Below are 18,611 nucleotides of genomic sequence, written 5' to 3'. Positions count from 1 at the left end.
TTATTTTATATATCAATATAAGAAATTTAATAAAGGTAACGATGAACTACAATTGCTAAAGATTGATTAATTATAACAAATAGTATATAATATGATTGTTTATACAATATTTTACAATAGTATATTCTATAAAAAAGGTAGGGTTAAAATGGAAAATACAATTACCAAGAAAAAAAGTATGAGTGAACAAGTTTATGAACAAATAAAGAAGATGATTTTACATCTTGAAATAAAGCCAGGTGAAAGAATACCAGAGGAAAGCATAACAGATTTGGTGAATTGTAGTAGGACCCCAGTAAGAGAGGCTTTGAGAAAACTTAATGAAGAAGGTTTAGTAACCTTGTATCCAGGGCGATATTCGGAGGTTGCTTATTATAATAATGATGTTGTAAAAAAAATAGGTGAACTTCGTTTATCTCAAGATCTTCTTTCCTGTCAGTTAGCCATAAGAAACGGTTCTAATTTTGACTTTAGAATATTAAAAGAATTAGCAGAAATGTGTGAGTTGAATGCTAAAAAAGGAAATATATATGAACGAATTTCTTTTGATACAAAATTTCACCTTCAGATTGCAAAAATTGGTGGAAATGAGTTGTTGATTCATAATCAAGAAAAATTATATATGAAAATTCATCTTATACAAATATCTAGATATACAAATATTGAAGATAGTATTGAACAAATAGGAAAGCACAAAGAAATTATAGAATCATTATATGATCGTGACTATGAAAGAATAAAGAAATTAGTATGTCTTCATTTAGAGGAATTCTATGAAATTGATCAAGAAATTATTGATATGTACTTATCTTAAATTATATTATTGTTAAAGCTCGCAAAAATGCGAGCTTTTTTATTGTTGAATCGGGACGCATAAAATGCGTCCCCTACAAAAGTTATCATCTTTTTTCTAAAAATTCTTTTGCTACTTTGGGGAACAGTGCATATGATAAAACATCCTGCTCTGTTTTGGCTAGATTCCCTATTTCTGCTTTAAAATTATCATAAGCATCCTCTAATAAGTCTGCTGGTCGTACGGTTATAACTTCTTCATTTCCTATGATTTTTTCCTTTATTTCAGTTGAAATAGGAACTGCAGGTGAACCGTATTTACCTCTTGCATATTCCTTAATTTCAGTAGGAATAATTTTATATCTACCACCTGAAATAACATTGAAAACTGCTTGAGCTCCTACCATTTGGCTCATAGGTGTAACAAGTGGGGGATATCCTAAATCTGCTCTAACTTTAGGCACCTCTGCAAGAACTGTTTCGAATTTATCCTCAGCATTTAGTGATTTCATTTGAGATATCAAATTTGACAACATACCACCAGGTATTTGATATTGCAATGTTTTAGGCTCAGTCATTAAAACCTTTGAGCTCAATGTACCGTTATCAACATATTTGTTGACTATAGGCTTAAAGTAATCTGCCACAGTGCTAAGAGTTTGAATATCAAGTTCAGGATCTCTTTCTGTACCTTTAAGAGTTAAAGCTAAAGACTCTGTACATGGTTGAGAAGTACCTGAAGACAGTGGGGAAATAGCAGTATCAACTATATCAACACCTGCTTCAATAGCTTTAAGGAGTGTCATTTCAGCAATTCCACTAGTACAATGATTATGTATTTCAATAGGTAGATTAGTTACTTCTTTTATAGCTTTAACTAATTTGTAAGCTTCAAATGGTAGCAAAATTCCTGACATATCTTTTATACATATAGAATCAGCTCCGGCATTTTCAAAGTCCTTTATTAATTTCAAGTAGTAATCTTGTGTGTGAATTGGACTTATAGTATAAGAAATTGCACATTGACAGTGGGCTCCTTCCCTTTTTACAACTTCAATTGATTTTTTGAAGTTTCTAAAATCATTTAAAGCATCAAATACCCTTACAATATCAATTCCTTCGTAAATTGCATTTTTTAAAAATTTTTCAACAATATCATCAGGATAATTTTTATATCCTAATATATTTTGTCCTCTAGAAAGCATCTGAAGTTTAGTATTTTTAACATTAGCTTTGATTTTCCTAAGCCTTTCCCAAGGATCTTCGTTTAAGAATCTTAAACAACTATCAAAAGTAGCTCCTCCCCAAACTTCCATTGAATGATATCCTATCTTATCCATTTCTGAAACAATAGGTAATATTTCATCAGTTGTCAGTCTAGTTGCAATAAGAGATTGGTGTCCATCTCTTAACGAAGTTTCTGTTATTTTTAGCTTTGACATAAAACCTCCTTTGTTAAACTGTAGTTTTAATACTATTATTATTAAATTATTTTAAAATAAACATTGTAAATTATTATTAATTTTTAAATCAACTAATTATTATATAAGATACATGTTGATTTAATTTATAAATTTATGTTATAATACCATGAATAAAGTATTTTGTACATAATTTAAATTACAGGTTTTTATAATTTGCATTAATTATAAAAATAAATTCAAAAATTTAATTAATATAATAAGGCGGTATTTATGGATCATACAGATATAAAAATCATAAATATATTACAAACTGACGGCAGAATTTCTATGAAAGAATTAGGAAAAGAAGTTTCACTGAGTCCGCCAGCAGTGGCAGAAAGAGTTAAAAGACTAGAAGACCTAGGCGTTATTATGCGTTATAAAGCAGTAATAAATAATGAAAAAGTAGGGAAACCTATATGTGCATTAATTAATGCATCAATAAAGCCAGAAAAGCAGGATAATTTTTTAGAATTCGCAAATAATTCTGAAGAAATAGTTGAATGTCATCATGTTACAGGACCTCACAGTATGATTATGAAAGCATATTTAAGAGAAATGACACATCTAGAAGAACTGGTGGGGAAGATTCAATTTTTTGGAAATACAGAAACATTTATTATAATGTCTAGTCCAATAGATGGGAAACAAATTTAATTTCTCTTATTGTATAAAAATAAAATAAAAGATGCAGATATTATTAGAGTTCCGCCAATTGTACTTAAAATATCGGGAATCTCTGATAAAAAAATATATGCTAATATAAATGAAAAGACTATATTAGAATAGTCATATATAGAAATTTCAGAAGCTTGACAATTATTGTATGCACATGTCAATGCTACTTGGCCTATAGCTGCAAGTAAACCTAGTAATAATAGTAAACTTAATTCATAAATATTTGGTATAATAAATTCAAAATAGAAAAACGGGAGACAACTTAATGCAGAAAAAAAGGAGAAAAAGAATACTATAGTATACACATTCTCCTTTTTGCCTATAGATGTAATAAAAATGTAAGCTGCACCAGAAACAACAGCAGAAAGCAAACCTGCGATAGCAGGTAACACTGCTGAATTAAATTCTGGTTTTATAACTAGTGATGCTCCTATTAAAGAAATTATTAATGAAGTTATCTGTATTTTATTAATTCTTTCTTTTAGGAAAAAATGTGCTAATACAGTTACGAAAATTGGGGATAATTTATTAAGCATTGCTGCATCAGCAGTTAACATTTGTGTTGTTGCATAAAAAAACAATATAATTCCAGCAAAGCCAAAAATAAAACGATAGAAAAGATATTTTCTGTTTTCTTGAAGACCAAAAAAACTTAAATTATTCTTTCTTAATATATAAAAAGCCACTAAAATGCTTATTAAATTTCTAAAGAACACTTTTTCAATTAAAGGAATATTAGGCAGTAGTTTTACAATTATCTGCATAGAAGAAAAAGTAAATGATGAAACTAGCATTAATATGATGGATTTATTTTTATTTATATTCATAGGCACCTCTCGATTTTATTGACAATGAATTGTTTACTATTTTGCTCAAATATACTTATATTATTATTGCTTAAAATAATCAAATTTCTCATAGAATAATTTTTATATTGTGGTATAATAAATAGGTTGCAAAAAAATAATAATATTGATATCAAGATGAATGATAGTAAGAGGTGAAAATAAATGATTAGAATACAGCAAGTAAAGCTTCCAATAGAACATACTGAAGAAGATTTAACTAATAAAACTGCTGAAGCCTTAAGAGTAAAGAAAGAAGAAATTAAATCCTTGTCAGTATTCAGGAAATCAATAGATGCTAGAAAAAAAGACAATATAATGTTTATATATGCTTTAGATGTAGAACTTTATAATGATATAAAAATTTCAAAAAGAAATAATAATATTTCGGTTGTAGAACCATTTATATATGAAATTGAACCTACTGGTGAAAAATTATTGGGCAAAAGACCTGTAATTGTAGGTAGTGGACCAGCAGGATTGTTCTGTGGACTGCTTTTAGCAGAAAAGGGATATAATCCAATAATTATCGAAAGAGGTAAAAAAGTTAAAGAACGCGTTAAAGATATAGAAAAGTTTTGGAGAGATGGAACTTTAAATGAAACTTCAAACATTCAGTTTGGAGAAGGTGGAGCAGGAACATTTTCTGACGGGAAGTTAAATACATTAATTAAAGATAGATCAAAAAGAGGAAAAAGAGTTCTTGAAGAATTTGTTGAAGCTGGAGCACCTGAAGAAATATTATATGTTAATAAACCTCATATTGGGACAGATTTATTAAGAGATGTTTTAGTAAAGATTAGAAAAAAAGTTATTGAACTTGGTGGAACTTATAGATTTGAAGAGAAAGTAACTGATATAAGAGTAAGAGACGATAATTTAATTCGTGTAATTACTGAAAATGATATAATTGATACAGATATACTAGTTCTTGCAATTGGACATAGTGCTAGAGATACTTTTGAAATGTTAAATAATAAAATAGAGCTAAAAGCAAAACCTCTTGCAATAGGAGTTAGAATTGAACATCCTCAAAGTATGATAAGTGAAGCTCAATATGGTGAGATGGCTGGACATCCATCTCTAGGACCTGCTGATTATAAATTTGTTCATAAGTGTAAGAACGGCAGATCAGTTTATACTTTTTGTATGTGTCCTGGTGGTATGGTTACTGGTTCTTCATCTGAAAAAGGTGGAGTTGTTACAAATGGTATGAGCTTTTATGATAGAGATTTGGAAAATGCTAATGCAGCAATTGTAGTATCAGTTACACCAGAGGATTTTGGAGGCGATGAAGATCCTCTTGCTGGAATAGAGTTTCAAAGGAAATTTGAAGAAAAGGCATTTGAGTTAGGTGGTGGAAATTACCATGCACCAGTACAGTTGTTAAAAGATTTTGTAGAGAAGAGAACATCTACTACTTTTGGAGATATTTATCCAACATACAGACCTGGTTCTACATTTGCAAATCTTTGGGAGTGTTTGCCAGACTATGTGTGCCAAAGTTTAGTTGAGGGCATATGTGCCTTTGGAAATTGGTTATCAGGATTCGATAGACCTGATGCAGTTTTAACTGGAGTCGAAACGAGGACATCGTCTCCTCTTAGAATTATTAGAGATGATAGTATGCAAAGCAATGTAAAGGGAATATATCCTTGTGGAGAAGGTTCGGGTTATGCTGGAGGTATTATGTCTGCTGCAATAGATGGACTTAAAGTTGCTGAACAAATAATTAAAACATATAAACCTATGAAAAAAGACTAAAGGGAATGATTAAATGGAAGTTGCTATTATTGGTGGAGGAGCTTCAGGACTTATAGCTGCTATAGTAGCTAAGAGAAATAAAGCAAATGTAAAAATTTATGAAAAAATGAATAGAGTTGGTAAAAAAATATTAGCTACTGGTAATGGCAGATGCAATTTTACTAATATGTATATTTCTTTAGACAGATATCATGGAACAAATATTAAGAAAGCAGCTAAAGTGTTAAATTTTTTTGATTTAAGTTATACTCTTTCATTTTTCGAAGATTTAGGTATTTATGTATATACTGATGAAAGTGGCAAAGTTTATCCAAATTCTTTGCAAGCTTCAAGTATTTTGGATGTCCTGAGATATGAAATAGAAAGATTAAATATAGAAACAATAACTGAATTTGAAGTTCGTGAATTAAGAAAGAATAAAGAAAAGTTCAGTATTATAGGTAGTGACAGAACTTGTTATGCAGACAAGGTTATTTTGTGTTGTGGCGGAAAGGCAAGTCCTCAATTAGGTTCAGATGGTAGGGGATATGAAATTGCTAAATCTCTAGGACATAATGTAATTGAGCCTTTTCCAGCTTTAGTACAGCTTAGACTTGAAGGTAAATATTTCAAAAGGATGAATGGAGTTAAATTTGAAGGAACTGTAAAAGCATTTACTGACAAAAAGTCTGTTAGGGAAGATAACGGAGAAATTCTTTTTACAGACTATGGAATTTCAGGCCCACCTATATTACAAATTAGTAGGAAAGTACTAGAAGAAATGTATAAGGGTGCAAATGTATTTTTATCAGTTGATATGTTTCCTAACTTAAGTAAATTGATGCTTTATGATATTATAAGTGATAGATTTAAAAGAATAGGTTATAAAAATCTGGAAGATAGTTTAATAGGGTTAATTAACAAAAAACTAATTCCAGTAGTATTAATAGAAGCTGGCTTAGAAAGAAAAGATATAAAATGTAGCAAACTAAATAAAAGAGAAATATATAAAATAATAGATATATTAAAAGAATGGAAATTTAAAGTTGTAGGACATAATAATTGGCTACAAGCACAAGTTACTGCAGGTGGAATTGACTTATCAGGCATAAATAATGATACCCTTGAATCTAAAAAAGTGAAAGGTTTATACTTTGCAGGTGAAATACTTGATGTTGATGGTGATTGTGGAGGATTTAATTTGCAATGGGCGTGGAGCTCAGGATATACAGCTGGGTATTTCAGTTCTATTATATAGGGATATATTGCAGAAAGGGAGAAAATATGAAAAGATTTTTAGAAAAAGTTTTTGGTTCTTATAGTGAAAAAGAAGTTAAAAGGATAGAACCAACGGTGGATAAAATTATTGCCCTAGAAAAAAATATGGAAGCCTTGACTGACAGCGAACTAAAGGCTAAAACAAAAGAATTTAAAGAAAGGCTTACTAATGGAGAAACTAAGGATGACATATTACCAGAAGCTTTTGCAGTTGTTCGTGAAGCTGCTTGGAGGGTTCTTGGACAAAAGCATTACAGAGTTCAACTTATCGGTGGTATAGTTTTACATCAGGGGCGTATTGCTGAAATGAAAACAGGTGAAGGTAAAACTCTTGTATCTACACTACCAGTTTATTTAAATGCATTAGAAGGTAAAGGGGTACATGTAATAACTGTTAATGATTATCTTGCTAAACGTGATGCTGATTGGATGGGTAAGGTTCATAACTTTTTAGGTCTTTCTGTAGGATGTATAATTCATGGAATTACTAAAAGTGATAGAAGAAAAGCATATGAATGTGATATTACTTATGGTACTAATAATGAATTTGGTTTTGATTATTTAAGAGATAACATGGTAATTCACAAGGAAGAAATGGTTCAAAGAAATCTTAACTTTTGTATTATAGATGAGGTTGATAGCATCCTAATTGACGAAGCAAGAACTCCTTTAATTATATCTGGAGAAGGGGAAAAATCAACTATCTTATATGATCAAGCTGATAATTTTGTTAAGACATTAAAGGGTAAAATTCAGGATCCAAATGAAAAGAAATCCAAAATGGATTATATTATGGGTGATGTAGAAGAAGATGATACAGTTGATTATATAGTTGATGAAAAAGGTAAAAATGTAACATTAACATCAAAAGGTTTAGAAAAAGCCGAAAGGTTTTTTAATATAGAAAATTTAGCAGATCAAGAAAATATGGAAATTTCACATCATATTAATCAAGCTTTGAAAGCACATAATACAATGAGAAAAGACATAGATTACATTGTAAAAGATGGTGAAGTTTTAATAGTTGATGAATTTACAGGCCGTATAATGTATGGTAGAAGATACTCAAATGGATTACATCAAGCTATAGAAGCAAAAGAAAAATTAGAAGTTAGAAAAGAATCAAAAACTCTTGCAACAATAACATTTCAAAATTATTTCAGAATGTACAAGAAGCTATCTGGTATGACTGGTACTGCAAAAACTGAAGAAGAAGAATTCCGAGAAATCTATGGCGTTGATGTTATTGAAATACCAACAAATAAAGATATCGTAAGAAAAGATTTAGGAGATGTAGTATATAAAAATGAACAAGGAAAGTTTATTGCTGTAATAAATGAAATTATAGAGAAACATAAAACAGGTCAGCCAATATTAGTAGGTACAATTTCTATCGAGAAATCAGAACTAATAAGTAAAATTTTAAAGAAACAAGGCGTTAAGCATGAAGTGTTAAATGCTAAGCAACATGATAAGGAAGCGGATATAGTTGCACAAGCGGGACGTTTTGGTTCTGTTACTATAGCAACTAATATGGCAGGTAGAGGTACGGATATAGTATTAGGAGGTAATCCTGAATATCTTGCAAAACATAAGATGAAATCTAAAGGGTTCTCTGATGAGGTTATTGCATTATCCGATGGCTTTGATGATACAGATGATGATGAAGTAGTAGAAGCTCGAAAAATGTATAAAAAGTTTTTAGAAGAATCAAAATTAGAACTTAAAGATGAGCAAGATAGAGTGAAAGAAATAGGCGGATTGCATATTATAGGAACTGAGCGTCATGAATCAAGACGTATAGATAATCAGTTGAGAGGTCGTGCAGGTAGACAGGGAGACCCTGGTTCAACAAGGTTTTTCATTTCATTGGAAGATGATTTAATGAGACTATTTGCAGGGGATAAAGTTAAAACAATTATAAATACACTAAAAATGCCAGAAGATGAACCTTTAGAAGCAGGAATGCTAACTAAAACCATAGAAACAGCTCAAGGTAGAGTTGAAGGTAGGAACTTTAATATAAGAAAACATGTTCTTCAATACGATAATGTTATGAATAAACAAAGAGAGGTTATTTATTCTGAAAGAAGAAGAGTGCTCCTTGGTGAAAATCTCAAAGATTATATAAATCATATGATTAATGAAATTATCGAACATGGTATAAGTATGTATACTACTGAAGAACGAGGCAATGATAATTGGGATATTAACAGTTTTGAAAAATATATAGCAGATACCTTTGCTATACTAATAAGTTTTGATGGTGATGATCCTGAAGAAATTACAAAAGAAAAACTAAGAGAAAAAGTTAGAAATGCAATAGGTAGACATTACGAAAGACAAGAAAAAGAATTTGGAGAAGAAACATTCAGAGAAATAGAAAGAATTGTTTTACTTAGAAACGTAGATACAAAATGGATTGATCATATAGATGCCATGGATCAATTGAGACAAGGTATTGGGTTGCGAGCTTTAGGAAACCAAGATCCTGTAAGAGCATATCAGGTTGAAGGCTATGATATGTTTGAAGAAATGACTGCATCAATACAAGAAGAAACTATTAAGATGTTAATGAGAGTAAGACCTCAAGAAAAAATTCAACGAAAAGAAGTTGCTAAAATTACAGGTATGAGTGGTGGAGATTTAGGTGGAACTGGAAAACCAAAACCTGTAGTAAAAAAAGAGAAAAAAGTTGGCAGAAATGATCCATGTCCTTGTGGAAGTGGAAAGAAATATAAAAAATGTTGTGGTAAAGACGAATAGAATGATTGTAGGTTGTGTAAAATATGCAACGCGGAACGCACTTAAGCGTTCCATACATTTGTTTTTGTCAATAGTTATAAAAAGGAGTTGATAATTTGATAGATTTGTATGAAATTAACGAAAAACTAAAAAAATTCAATGAAATATTAAATGAAGTAGGTGGTTCCCTTTGACTTGGAAAAGTTGAAGGAAGAGAACATATTACTTGAGCAAGAAATGCAGGAACCAGATTTTTGGAATAACCAAGAAAAAGCACAAAAGATAGCTCAGAAATTAAAAAGCAATACTAACCGTATGAATGATTATTTAAATCTTAAACAACAAGTAGAGGATATAGAGCTTTTATTAAAACTGATAATAGAGGAAGATGATGAAAGTCAGATTTCAGAAATAAAAAGTGATATGAAAGAAGTTGAAGATCAACTTGAAGCAGCTCGAATAGTTGCGTTGTTAAGTGGAGAATATGATAAGAATAATGCTATACTATCCATTCATTCAGGAGCAGGCGGTACAGAAGCTCAGGATTGGGCAGACATGCTTTATAGAATGTATACAAGGTGGGTAGAATCCCATGGATATAACTTAACAGTTCTTGATATACTTCCTGACACAGAAGCTGGAATAAAAAGTGTTACATTACTTGTAGAAGGTGAAAATGCATACGGATATTTAAAATCAGAAAAAGGAGTTCACCGTTTAGTTCGCTTATCTCCATTTGATTCATCAAATAAAAGACATACATCATTTGCGTCAGTTGATATAATACCTGAAATATCTGAAGACAATGATATAGAAATAAATGAATCAGATTTAAGAATTGACACATACCGTTCTAGTGGCGCAGGAGGTCAGCATGTCAATACAACAGATTCTGCAATACGTATTACCCATATTCCAACGGGTATAGTCGTTTCCTGTCAAAATGAAAGATCACAACATAGTAATAAAGCTACTGCATTAAGAATGTTAAAATCAAAGCTAATTGAAATCAAGGAAATGGAGCAAAAAGAAAAGATAGAAGATATACAAGGCAAATATAATCAAATTGCTTGGGGTAGCCAAATTAGGTCATATGTTTTTCATCCTTATAATCTTGTAAAAGATCACCGTACAAATGCTGAAATTGGAAATGTTCAGTCAGTCATGGACGGTAATATTGACATGTTTATGAATGAATATTTGAAAATGAAATCACTAAAACAATCGTAAGGTTTGTATTATACGCAAACCTCGAACGCATATAATGCGTATTCTACAGTTAAAATGGAGGGAGAGAGAATGGTGGATATAAACAAAATATTATGTGAAGAATTTAATATTAAGTTAAATCAAGTAGAAAACACTATTAAATTAATTGACGAAGGAAATACAATTCCTTTTATAGCAAGATATCGTAAAGAGCAAACGGGGTCTTTAGATGATATTGTTTTGAGGGATTTGCATGAAAGGTTAGTTTATTTAAGGAATTTACAAAATAGAAAAGAAGAAGTAATAAGATTAATAGAAGAACAAGGAAAACTTACTGAAGAACTTAAAAATGAAATTCTAAAATCTGAAGTACTTCAAAGAGTAGAAGATTTGTATAGACCATATAAACAGAAAAAGTCTACTCGTGCTTCTAAAGCAAAAGAAAAAGGTTTGGAACCATTAGCAAATATTATAATAGACCAAAATTTAGCAGATGGCGATTTAGATGAAATTGCTAAGCCTTTTATAGATGAAGAAAAAGGTGTAAAAAATGTAAAAGAAGCTTATGAAGGAGCTTGCGATATAATAGCGGAGAGAATTTCTGACAATGCTGATTATAGAAAGCATATTAGAGAAATATATTTAGTTGATGGAGTATTAACTACAGAGGCAGTTGACGAAGAAGAAAAAACTGTTTATGAAATGTATTATAAGTTTGAAGAAGATATTAAACGTATTGCAAATCATAGAATATTAGCTATTAACAGAGGAGAAAAAGAGAAAAAACTTAAAGTTAAATTAAATACTCCTGATGATAAAATAATAAATTACTTAATATCCAAGGAAACAAAAAGTGAAGTTTCAATAACAACGGATTACGTGATAGCTGCTATTGAAGACAGCTACAAAAGACTTATATCTCCATCTATTGAAAGAGAAGTAAGAAATATACTTACAGATAGAGCAGAAGGAGAAGCTATAAAAGTATTTGGTAAAAATACAAAAAATCTACTTATGGTTCCGCCAGTTAAAGATGTACGAGTATTAGCTATAGATCCTAGTTTTAGAACAGGATGTAAGTTAGCAGTTTTAGATGGAACAGGAAAATTTTTAGAACAAGGAGTCATATATCCTAATGAGCCAAGAAATGAAGTGGAAAAATCTCAGAAGATTATGACTGAAATAATAAAAAAATATGATATTGAAATTATAACAATTGGAAATGGAACTGCATCAAGAGAAACAGAGCAGGTTGTAGCAGATATGCTTTCTAAAATAGATAAGAAAGTTTCTTATACTATTGTAAGTGAAGCTGGTGCTTCTGTATATTCTGCATCGAAATTAGCGCAAGAAGAATATCCAGATTTAGATGTAACAATTAGAGGAGCTATATCAATAGGAAGAAGAATGCAGGATCCATTAGCAGAATTAGTAAAAATAGATCCCAAAAGTATTGGTGTTGGTCAATATCAACATGATGTTAATCAAACAAAATTAGGACAGGAATTAGACGGAGTAGTAGAAGACTGCGTTAATAGTGTAGGTGTTGATTTAAATACTGCTTCAACAGCTCTTTTACAGTATGTATCAGGTATAACCAAAACAATTTCTAAAAATATAGTTAAGTTTAGAGAAGAAAATGGTAAATTTCGTAATCGTAGTGAATTAATTAAGGTAAAACAACTTGGTGATAAAGCTTTTGAACAATGTGCAGGATTTCTAAGAATTAGTGATGGTGAGAATCCTTTAGATAAAACAGCAGTACACCCTGAATCATATGAAATAGCTGAAAAGCTATTAAAACAACTCGGTTATACATTAGATGATGTTAAAAATGGTAGTTTAAAAGATATTACCGAAAGAATAATGAAAATAGAAGTAAAAGAAGAGTCAAAAAAGGTAAAAGAGCCAAATAAAAGCAATAGACTTAAAGGTTTGGAATCTTTAGCTTTGTTAAATGTTAAAGAGGAAAAGAAACCTTTTAAAACTAGATACAATGATAGAATTAAAATTTTAGCAAATGATTTAAATATTGGTATTCCTACTTTAATAGATATAATAGAAGAATTAAAAAAACCTGGTAGAGACCCAAGAGATGAAATGCCAAAACCAATATTAAGAAATGATGTAATGAAAATGGATGACATAAAGGTTGGAATGCAGTTGACGGGAACAGTTAGAAATGTTGTTGATTTTGGAGCATTTGTTGATATTGGAGTTAAACAAGATGGACTAGTTCACCTTTCAGAAATGAGTGATAAATATATAAAAAACCCAATGGAAGTTGTTCATGTTGGAGATATAGTTAATGTAACTATAATAAGTATAGATACCGAAAGACAGAGAATTGGTCTTAGTATGAAAAAGGCAAAAAAGTAAGGAGACTTAAATGGTTACAACAGTAGTATTCGATTTTGATGGAACATTAGCAAATACAAATCAATTAATAATTAATTCCTTTAAACATATATATTCTGTATTTTGTAATAATGATTGTGATGAAGAATATATTATGAGTACCTTTGGAGAACCACTAGATACAACACTGAATAGAGATTTTGATAAATTCAACTTTGAGGACGTTATTTCATGTTACAGAGAATATCAAGTAGACAGGTTCAATGATGAAGTATATCTGTATGATACTGTAATAGAAACATTGGAACATTTAAAAAATAAAGGTATTAAAATGGGAATAGTGACCTCTAGAGTAAGAAAATCAACATTAGATGCAATTAAAAACTTTAACATTGAGCAATATTTTGATGTAATAGTCGCTGCAGATGATGTAGAAAAACATAAACCAAACAAAGAACCATTAATAAGGGCAATTGATGAGCTTAATAGCACTACAAAAGAAACATTGTATGTTGGAGATTCGAAATTTGATATGGAATGTGCTATTAATGCAGAAATAACGCCTGTTTTAGTTGGATGGCAAAAAAAATCCCAGGTCTTAGCAGAAGAATATAAGGTGAAATATGTACTTGACAAAATGTGGGATCTCATTGAATTAATTTAGCATTAAAAATAAATACATGTTAAATTTTATAAAAATAAAATCTGAATTATACTTTTTAGTTCAGATTTTATTATTTATAAATATAAATAGCAAAACATATTGATATTTTAATAATTTATGTAAAACGTGCAATATGATTATCGAGAAACGGTTGCATATTACATAAAGTAATGAAAAAGTAGGAACTAATAAAAAAATCACAAATATTTCTAAAATTCTCACACTGAACCAATGCATAACTATTAAACAAATGTTTAAAAAATCACAATATTTTGTAAAAATATTAAATGTTAATAAAAATTAATCCAAAATAGATTATTCAATGATATAATTAAATTAATAATAAAAATTACATATGGAGGCATATATGGAGCTTAAAAATTTGTTAGTAGAAAAAAATGAAGGAATTTGCACTGTAAAAATTAATAATCCTAAATCCTTAAATGCATTAAATGCAGAAGTTCTTGCAGAACTTGAATATATATTTGATTCTATTAAGGATGATAAGGAAGTTGATATTGTAATATTGACAGGAGAGGGTAAAGCTTTTGTAGCTGGAGCAGATATTGCTTATATGAAAGAACTAGACGCTGCAGGTGCAAAGAAATTTGGTGAAGATGGAGCCAAGGTTTTCAGAAAAATTGAAACTCTTAATAAAGTCGTAATAGCAGCAATCAATGGATTTGCACTTGGCGGTGGATGTGAGTTAACAATGGCATGTGATATAAGAATAGCATCTACAAAAGCAAAATTTGGTCAACCTGAGGTAGGACTTGGTATAACACCAGGATTTTCTGGAACTCAGAGGTTGCCAAGAATAGTGGGATTAGGCAAGGCAAAAGAGATAATTTTTACTGGTAGCCATATTAAAGCGGATGAGGCATATAGAATAGGACTTGTTAATAAAGTGGTTGAACCAGAAAACCTTATGGAAGAAGTAATTTCTATTGCTCAAAAAATCAAGTCAAATTCAAAATTAGCAGTAGCTTATTCGAAAGAAGCTATTAATAGAGGAATTGAAACTGATATAGAGACAGGTATTGCCTATGAATCTAATATATTTAGTTTATGCTTTGCTTCAGAAGATCAAAAGGAAGGTATGTCAGCATTTATAGAAAAAAGGCCTGCAAATTTCAAAGGAATATAATGGAAATAAAATTTCGACAAATTAACTTGATATTTTATATACAAGCTAGTATAATCGTATGTGGTGATATCAAGTTTTTTTAAAAATGTTTGGGTTAAATTATTAACAATGGGTAAATTTATGGGTTTAAGTAATTGTTAAAAAATTTGTAGCATAACTTAGTTATGCAAAAATAATAGGGAGTGAAATGATGAATTTTCAATTAAGCAAGGAACATGAAATGGCAAGACAGTTATTCAGAAATTTTGCTATCAATGAAGTAGAGCCATTAGCACAAGAAGTTGATGAAGAAGAAAGATTTCCTGTTGAAACTGTTGAAAAAATGAGTAAGTACGGTTTCATGGGTATACCATTTTCAAAGGAATATGGTGGACAAGGTTGCGATTATTTAACATATGCTATGGCAGTTGAAGAACTTTCAAAGGTTTGTGGAACTACAGGCGTTATAGTATCCGCACATACTTCACTTTGTGGCGGTCCATTAAATGAATTTGGAACTGAAGAACAAAAGAAAAAGTATCTAACAAAAGTTGCATCGGGTGAATGGATAGGAGCATTTGGACTTACTGAACCTGGAGCTGGAACAGATGCAGCAGGACAACAAACTAAAGCAGTACTTGATGGAGATAATTATATTCTAAACGGTACAAAAATATTTATAACAAACGGATCCTATGCGGATTGCTATATTGTTATGGCTATGACTGATAAATCTCAAGGAACAAGAGGTATTTCTGCATTTATTGTGGAAAAAGACTTCCCTGGTTTTTCAATAGGAAAAAAAGAATTAAAAATGGGTATTAGAGGCTCTGCAACATGTGAGTTGGTATTTGAAGACTGTATTGTACCAAAAGAAAATCTTCTTGGAAAAGAAGGACAAGGCTTTAAAATTGCAATGAAGACACTTGATAGCGGTAGAATAGGAATTGCTGCTCAGGCGCTTGGTATTGCACAGGGTGCTATTGATGAAACTGTTAAATATGTTAAAGAAAGAAAACAATTTGGTAGATCAATATCTAAATTCCAAAATACTCAGTTCCAGTTAGCAGATATGCAAGCTAAGGTAGATGCATCTAGACTTTTGGTTTACAGAGCAGCATGTAATAAAGACGCAGGTAAACCATATAATGTTGATGCAGCAATGGCTAAATTAATAGCAGCAGAAACAGCTATGGAAGTTACAACAAAAGCTGTTCAGCTTCATGGAGGATATGGATATACAAGAGATTATCCTGTTGAAAGAATGATGAGAGACGCGAAGATAACTGAAATTTATGAAGGAACTTCAGAAGTTCAAAGAATGGTTATCAGTGCAAATATGTTGAAATAGGGAGGCAAAGATAGTGAATATAGTAGTATGTATTAAACAGGTGCCTGATACAACAGAGGTTAGAATCGATCCAAAAACTAACACTTTAATAAGAGAAGGCGTACCAAGTATAATAAACCCTGATGACAAAGCAGGTCTTGAAGCTGCAATAAGAATTAAAGAAGAAAAGGGTGCACATGTAACAGCAATATCAATGGGACCTCCTCAAGCAGATTTAGCATTGAGAGAAGCATTGGCAATGGGTGCAGATGAAGCAATCCTTATTACAGATAGAGCATTTGGAGGAGCAGATACATTGGCAACTTCAAAAACCCTTGCTGCATCATTGAGCAAATTAGACTATGATTTAATTATTACAGGTAGACAAGCAATAGATGGAGATACTGCACAAGTTGGACCTGAAACAGCTGAACATTTAGGTTTAACAAACATAAGCTATGCAGAAGATATTAAAATTGATGGAGATTGCATCATTGTTAAAAGACAATATGAGGATAGATATCATACTTTAAAAACAAAATTACCTTGTTTGGTAACTGCATTAGCTGAATTAAACCAACCTCGTTATATGACTCCAGGCGGTATATTTGAAGCCTTTAGAGATAAAGAGGTAAAAGTTTGGACAGTTAAAGATTTAGACGTTGATTTAAATGAAATTGGATTAAAGGGTTCTCCTACAAAGGTTAAAAAGTCATTTACAAAAGGCGCAAAAACAGCAGGTAAAGTATTTAACTTAGAACCTCAAGAATCAGCTGAACTGATACTTGATAAAATGAAAGAAAAATTTATAATTTAGTAGGAGGAGGACAAAATGAATATTTCTGAATATAAAGGCATCTTCGTTTTTGCAGAACAAAGAGACCAAAAAGTACAAAAAGTAGCCTTTGAACTTGTAGGCAAAGGTAAAAAATTGGCAGAAGATTTAAATACAACTGTAACTGCTGTTTTGCTTGGAAAAGATATGAAAGACGAAGCAAAAAAATTGTGCTATGCAGGTGCAGACAATGTAATATATGTAGATGATGAATTACTTGATTTATATATGACAGAACCATATGTTTATACAATGAATCAAATTATATTAGATAAAAAACCAGAGATAGTATTATATGGAGCTTCTGCAATTGGAAGAGATTTAGCTCCAAGAATTGCATGTAGATTAAAAGCAGGATTAACTGCTGACTGTACAGGCTTAACAATTGAACCAGATGATAAAGATTCTGAAAAATTAAACTTAATGATGACAAGACCTGCATTTGGTGGAAATTTAATGGCTACAATTGCATGTCCTGATACAAGACCACAAATGGCTACTGTAAGACCAGGAGTTATGCAGGCATTAAAACCATCAGAATCAAATCCTGTAAATATTGAAGAATATAAATTAGAAATTCCAGCTGAATGTAAGAATGTTGAAATATTAGATGTAACAAAAATAATTCAGCAAAGAATGAACATTGAAGATGCTAAAGTATTAGTATCAGGCGGAAGAGGAATGCATGGTCCTGAAAACTATTCAATGCTTGAAGAATTGGCAGACATTCTTGACGGAACAATATCAGCATCTAGAGCAGCTGTTGATGCAGGTTGGGTACCAAAGGACAGACAAGTTGGTCAAACTGGTAAAACTGTAAGACCAAATCTTTATATAGCATGTGGTATTTCAGGAGCTATACAGCATTTAGCCGGTATGGAGGAATCTGATTATATTATAGCAATCAATAAAGATGAAACAGCTCCAATATTTGAAGTTGCAGATGTTGGTATAGTTGGAGATATATTTAAAGTTGTTCCACAGTTGATTGAACAATTAAAACAAGCAACAGTTAATAAATAATTGGTAACAAGTATTGTAAGGAAACTAATCCCTTCCTTATAAACATTAAAAAAGGTGAATAGCAATTGCTATTCACCAATTTTATATCTTTATTTATTTTATAATCAGAATGTACCTTTATTTCATTTGTTGGTTCTGCATTCCACTTGAACCACTCATTTGTCTTTGTGCCATTTCAACTAATCTCTTAGTCATGTATCCGCCTACGTAACCATTTTGTCTTGCAGTAAGGTTACCTTTATCTACTTGTTCATAGTTTGTTAAACCTAATTCATTAGCTATTTCAGTTTTCATTTGGTTTAATGCTTGTTTTGCTTCAGGAACTACAATATTGTTGCTTCCACTGTTGTTATTACTACTCATTTTGTCTCTCCTTTCTTAGTAGATGTAATATTATTATTGTCATTTGAATTTAATTTAACCATGTAAGTTATTGTATTATTGGTAATATATGTTGAGTTTTTTGAAATTTTAATTACCAAAATTAAAGTATGAATAGGGGTACCCACTTATATTAATAAA

15 protein-coding genes are annotated in these 18,611 nt (G+C 30.8%); 12 read left to right on the top strand and 3 right to left on the bottom strand.

The genetic code is table 11. From position 1 onward, the window contains the following. Positions 1-148: 148 nt before the first annotated feature. Positions 149-814, top strand: coding sequence for a GntR family transcriptional regulator (locus U8307_RS03520; RefSeq protein ID WP_326910284.1), 666 nt, complete (start codon positions 149-151; stop codon positions 812-814). 85 nt (positions 815-899) lie between these two features. Here the strand turns inward: U8307_RS03520 and U8307_RS03515 are convergent, their stop codons facing one another. Further along, entirely contained in the window at positions 900-2,234 is a 1,335-nt protein-coding gene (locus tag U8307_RS03515; protein WP_326910282.1) for an oxaloacetate decarboxylase subunit alpha, read from the bottom strand. Between the two features lie 252 nt (positions 2,235-2,486). Here U8307_RS03515 and U8307_RS03510 point away from each other — a divergent pair, with 252 nt between their 5' ends. Further along, positions 2,487-2,912: an Lrp/AsnC family transcriptional regulator gene (locus tag U8307_RS03510; protein ID WP_326910281.1), complete on the top strand. Its 426-nt coding sequence runs from the start codon at positions 2,487-2,489 to the stop codon at positions 2,910-2,912. Here the strand turns inward: U8307_RS03510 and U8307_RS03505 are convergent. Next, positions 2,909-3,760: a DMT family transporter gene (locus U8307_RS03505; RefSeq protein ID WP_326910280.1), complete on the bottom strand. Its 852-nt coding sequence runs from the start codon at positions 3,758-3,760 to the stop codon at positions 2,909-2,911. The two genes, U8307_RS03510 and U8307_RS03505, sit on opposite strands and share 4 nt — an antisense overlap. Positions 3,761-3,943: 183 nt before the next feature. Here U8307_RS03505 and U8307_RS03500 point away from each other — a divergent pair, with 183 nt between their 5' ends. The 10 genes from U8307_RS03500 (at position 3,944) to U8307_RS03455 (ending at position 18,089) form a co-directional block, all read left to right on the top strand. After that, positions 3,944-5,542 (top strand): NAD(P)/FAD-dependent oxidoreductase, encoded by a 1,599-nt coding sequence (locus U8307_RS03500; RefSeq protein WP_326910279.1) that lies wholly within the window; start codon positions 3,944-3,946, stop codon positions 5,540-5,542. 13 nt (positions 5,543-5,555) lie between these two features. Next, entirely contained in the window at positions 5,556-6,779 is a 1,224-nt protein-coding gene (locus tag U8307_RS03495) for an NAD(P)/FAD-dependent oxidoreductase (RefSeq protein ID WP_326910277.1), read from the top strand. A 26-nt stretch (positions 6,780-6,805) separates the two neighbouring features. Next, positions 6,806-9,565, top strand: coding sequence for a preprotein translocase subunit SecA (secA, locus tag U8307_RS03490; RefSeq protein WP_326910275.1), 2,760 nt, complete (start codon positions 6,806-6,808; stop codon positions 9,563-9,565). 95 nt (positions 9,566-9,660) lie between these two features. Further along, positions 9,661-10,774, top strand: a protein-coding gene (gene prfB / locus U8307_RS03485) for a peptide chain release factor 2 (RefSeq protein ID WP_326910273.1) whose coding sequence is annotated in 2 segments (ribosomal slippage) — positions 9,661-9,735 and positions 9,737-10,774 — 1,113 coding nt in all. Because the reading frame shifts where the segments join, the coding sequence is not laid out codon by codon here. A gap of 69 nt (positions 10,775-10,843) precedes the next feature. Then, positions 10,844-13,132, top strand: coding sequence for a Tex family protein (locus U8307_RS03480; protein WP_326910272.1), 2,289 nt, complete (start codon positions 10,844-10,846; stop codon positions 13,130-13,132). Positions 13,133-13,142: 10 nt separating this feature from the next. After that, positions 13,143-13,775: an HAD-IA family hydrolase gene (locus U8307_RS03475; protein WP_326910270.1), complete on the top strand. Its 633-nt coding sequence runs from the start codon at positions 13,143-13,145 to the stop codon at positions 13,773-13,775. A 367-nt stretch (positions 13,776-14,142) separates the two neighbouring features. Beyond that, positions 14,143-14,922 (top strand): short-chain-enoyl-CoA hydratase, encoded by a 780-nt coding sequence (locus tag U8307_RS03470; RefSeq protein WP_326910267.1) that lies wholly within the window; start codon positions 14,143-14,145, stop codon positions 14,920-14,922. Between the two features lie 190 nt (positions 14,923-15,112). Then, complete coding sequence (locus U8307_RS03465; RefSeq protein ID WP_326910265.1) at positions 15,113-16,252, top strand: acyl-CoA dehydrogenase; 1,140 nt, start codon at positions 15,113-15,115, stop codon at positions 16,250-16,252. Between the two features lie 13 nt (positions 16,253-16,265). Then, positions 16,266-17,048, top strand: coding sequence for an electron transfer flavoprotein subunit beta/FixA family protein (locus tag U8307_RS03460; RefSeq protein ID WP_326910264.1), 783 nt, complete (start codon positions 16,266-16,268; stop codon positions 17,046-17,048). A gap of 15 nt (positions 17,049-17,063) precedes the next feature. After that, complete coding sequence (locus U8307_RS03455; RefSeq protein WP_326910261.1) at positions 17,064-18,089, top strand: electron transfer flavoprotein subunit alpha/FixB family protein; 1,026 nt, start codon at positions 17,064-17,066, stop codon at positions 18,087-18,089. Positions 18,090-18,206: 117 nt separating this feature from the next. Here the strand turns inward: U8307_RS03455 and U8307_RS03450 are convergent, their stop codons facing one another. Beyond that, the gene (locus U8307_RS03450) at positions 18,207-18,452 is read right to left on the bottom strand and encodes an alpha/beta-type small acid-soluble spore protein (RefSeq protein ID WP_326910259.1); all 246 of its coding nucleotides are present in this window, start codon (positions 18,450-18,452) and stop codon (positions 18,207-18,209) included. Between the last annotated feature and the right edge of the window lie 159 nt (positions 18,453-18,611).

It is taken from the genome of Sedimentibacter sp. MB31-C6 (assembly GCF_035934735.1).
Taxonomy (GTDB): domain Bacteria; phylum Bacillota; class Clostridia; order Tissierellales; family Sedimentibacteraceae; genus Sedimentibacter.
This window is presented reverse-complemented; position numbering and strand designations above follow the sequence as displayed.

Coding starts and splice junctions, on each gene's coding strand:
- U8307_RS03520 (WP_326910284.1), top strand. CDS start 149: ATGGAAAATACAATTACCAAGAAAAAAAGTATGAGTGAACAAGTTTAT.
- U8307_RS03515 (WP_326910282.1), bottom strand. CDS start 2,234: ATGTCAAAGCTAAAAATAACAGAAACTTCGTTAAGAGATGGACACCAA.
- U8307_RS03510 (WP_326910281.1), top strand. CDS start 2,487: ATGGATCATACAGATATAAAAATCATAAATATATTACAAACTGACGGC.
- U8307_RS03505 (WP_326910280.1), bottom strand. CDS start 3,760: ATGAATATAAATAAAAATAAATCCATCATATTAATGCTAGTTTCATCA.
- U8307_RS03500 (WP_326910279.1), top strand. CDS start 3,944: ATGATTAGAATACAGCAAGTAAAGCTTCCAATAGAACATACTGAAGAA.
- U8307_RS03495 (WP_326910277.1), top strand. CDS start 5,556: ATGGAAGTTGCTATTATTGGTGGAGGAGCTTCAGGACTTATAGCTGCT.
- secA (WP_326910275.1), top strand. CDS start 6,806: ATGAAAAGATTTTTAGAAAAAGTTTTTGGTTCTTATAGTGAAAAAGAA.
- U8307_RS03480 (WP_326910272.1), top strand. CDS start 10,844: ATGGTGGATATAAACAAAATATTATGTGAAGAATTTAATATTAAGTTA.
- U8307_RS03475 (WP_326910270.1), top strand. CDS start 13,143: ATGGTTACAACAGTAGTATTCGATTTTGATGGAACATTAGCAAATACA.
- U8307_RS03470 (WP_326910267.1), top strand. CDS start 14,143: ATGGAGCTTAAAAATTTGTTAGTAGAAAAAAATGAAGGAATTTGCACT.
- U8307_RS03465 (WP_326910265.1), top strand. CDS start 15,113: ATGAATTTTCAATTAAGCAAGGAACATGAAATGGCAAGACAGTTATTC.
- U8307_RS03455 (WP_326910261.1), top strand. CDS start 17,064: ATGAATATTTCTGAATATAAAGGCATCTTCGTTTTTGCAGAACAAAGA.
- U8307_RS03450 (WP_326910259.1), bottom strand. CDS start 18,452: ATGAGTAGTAATAACAACAGTGGAAGCAACAATATTGTAGTTCCTGAA.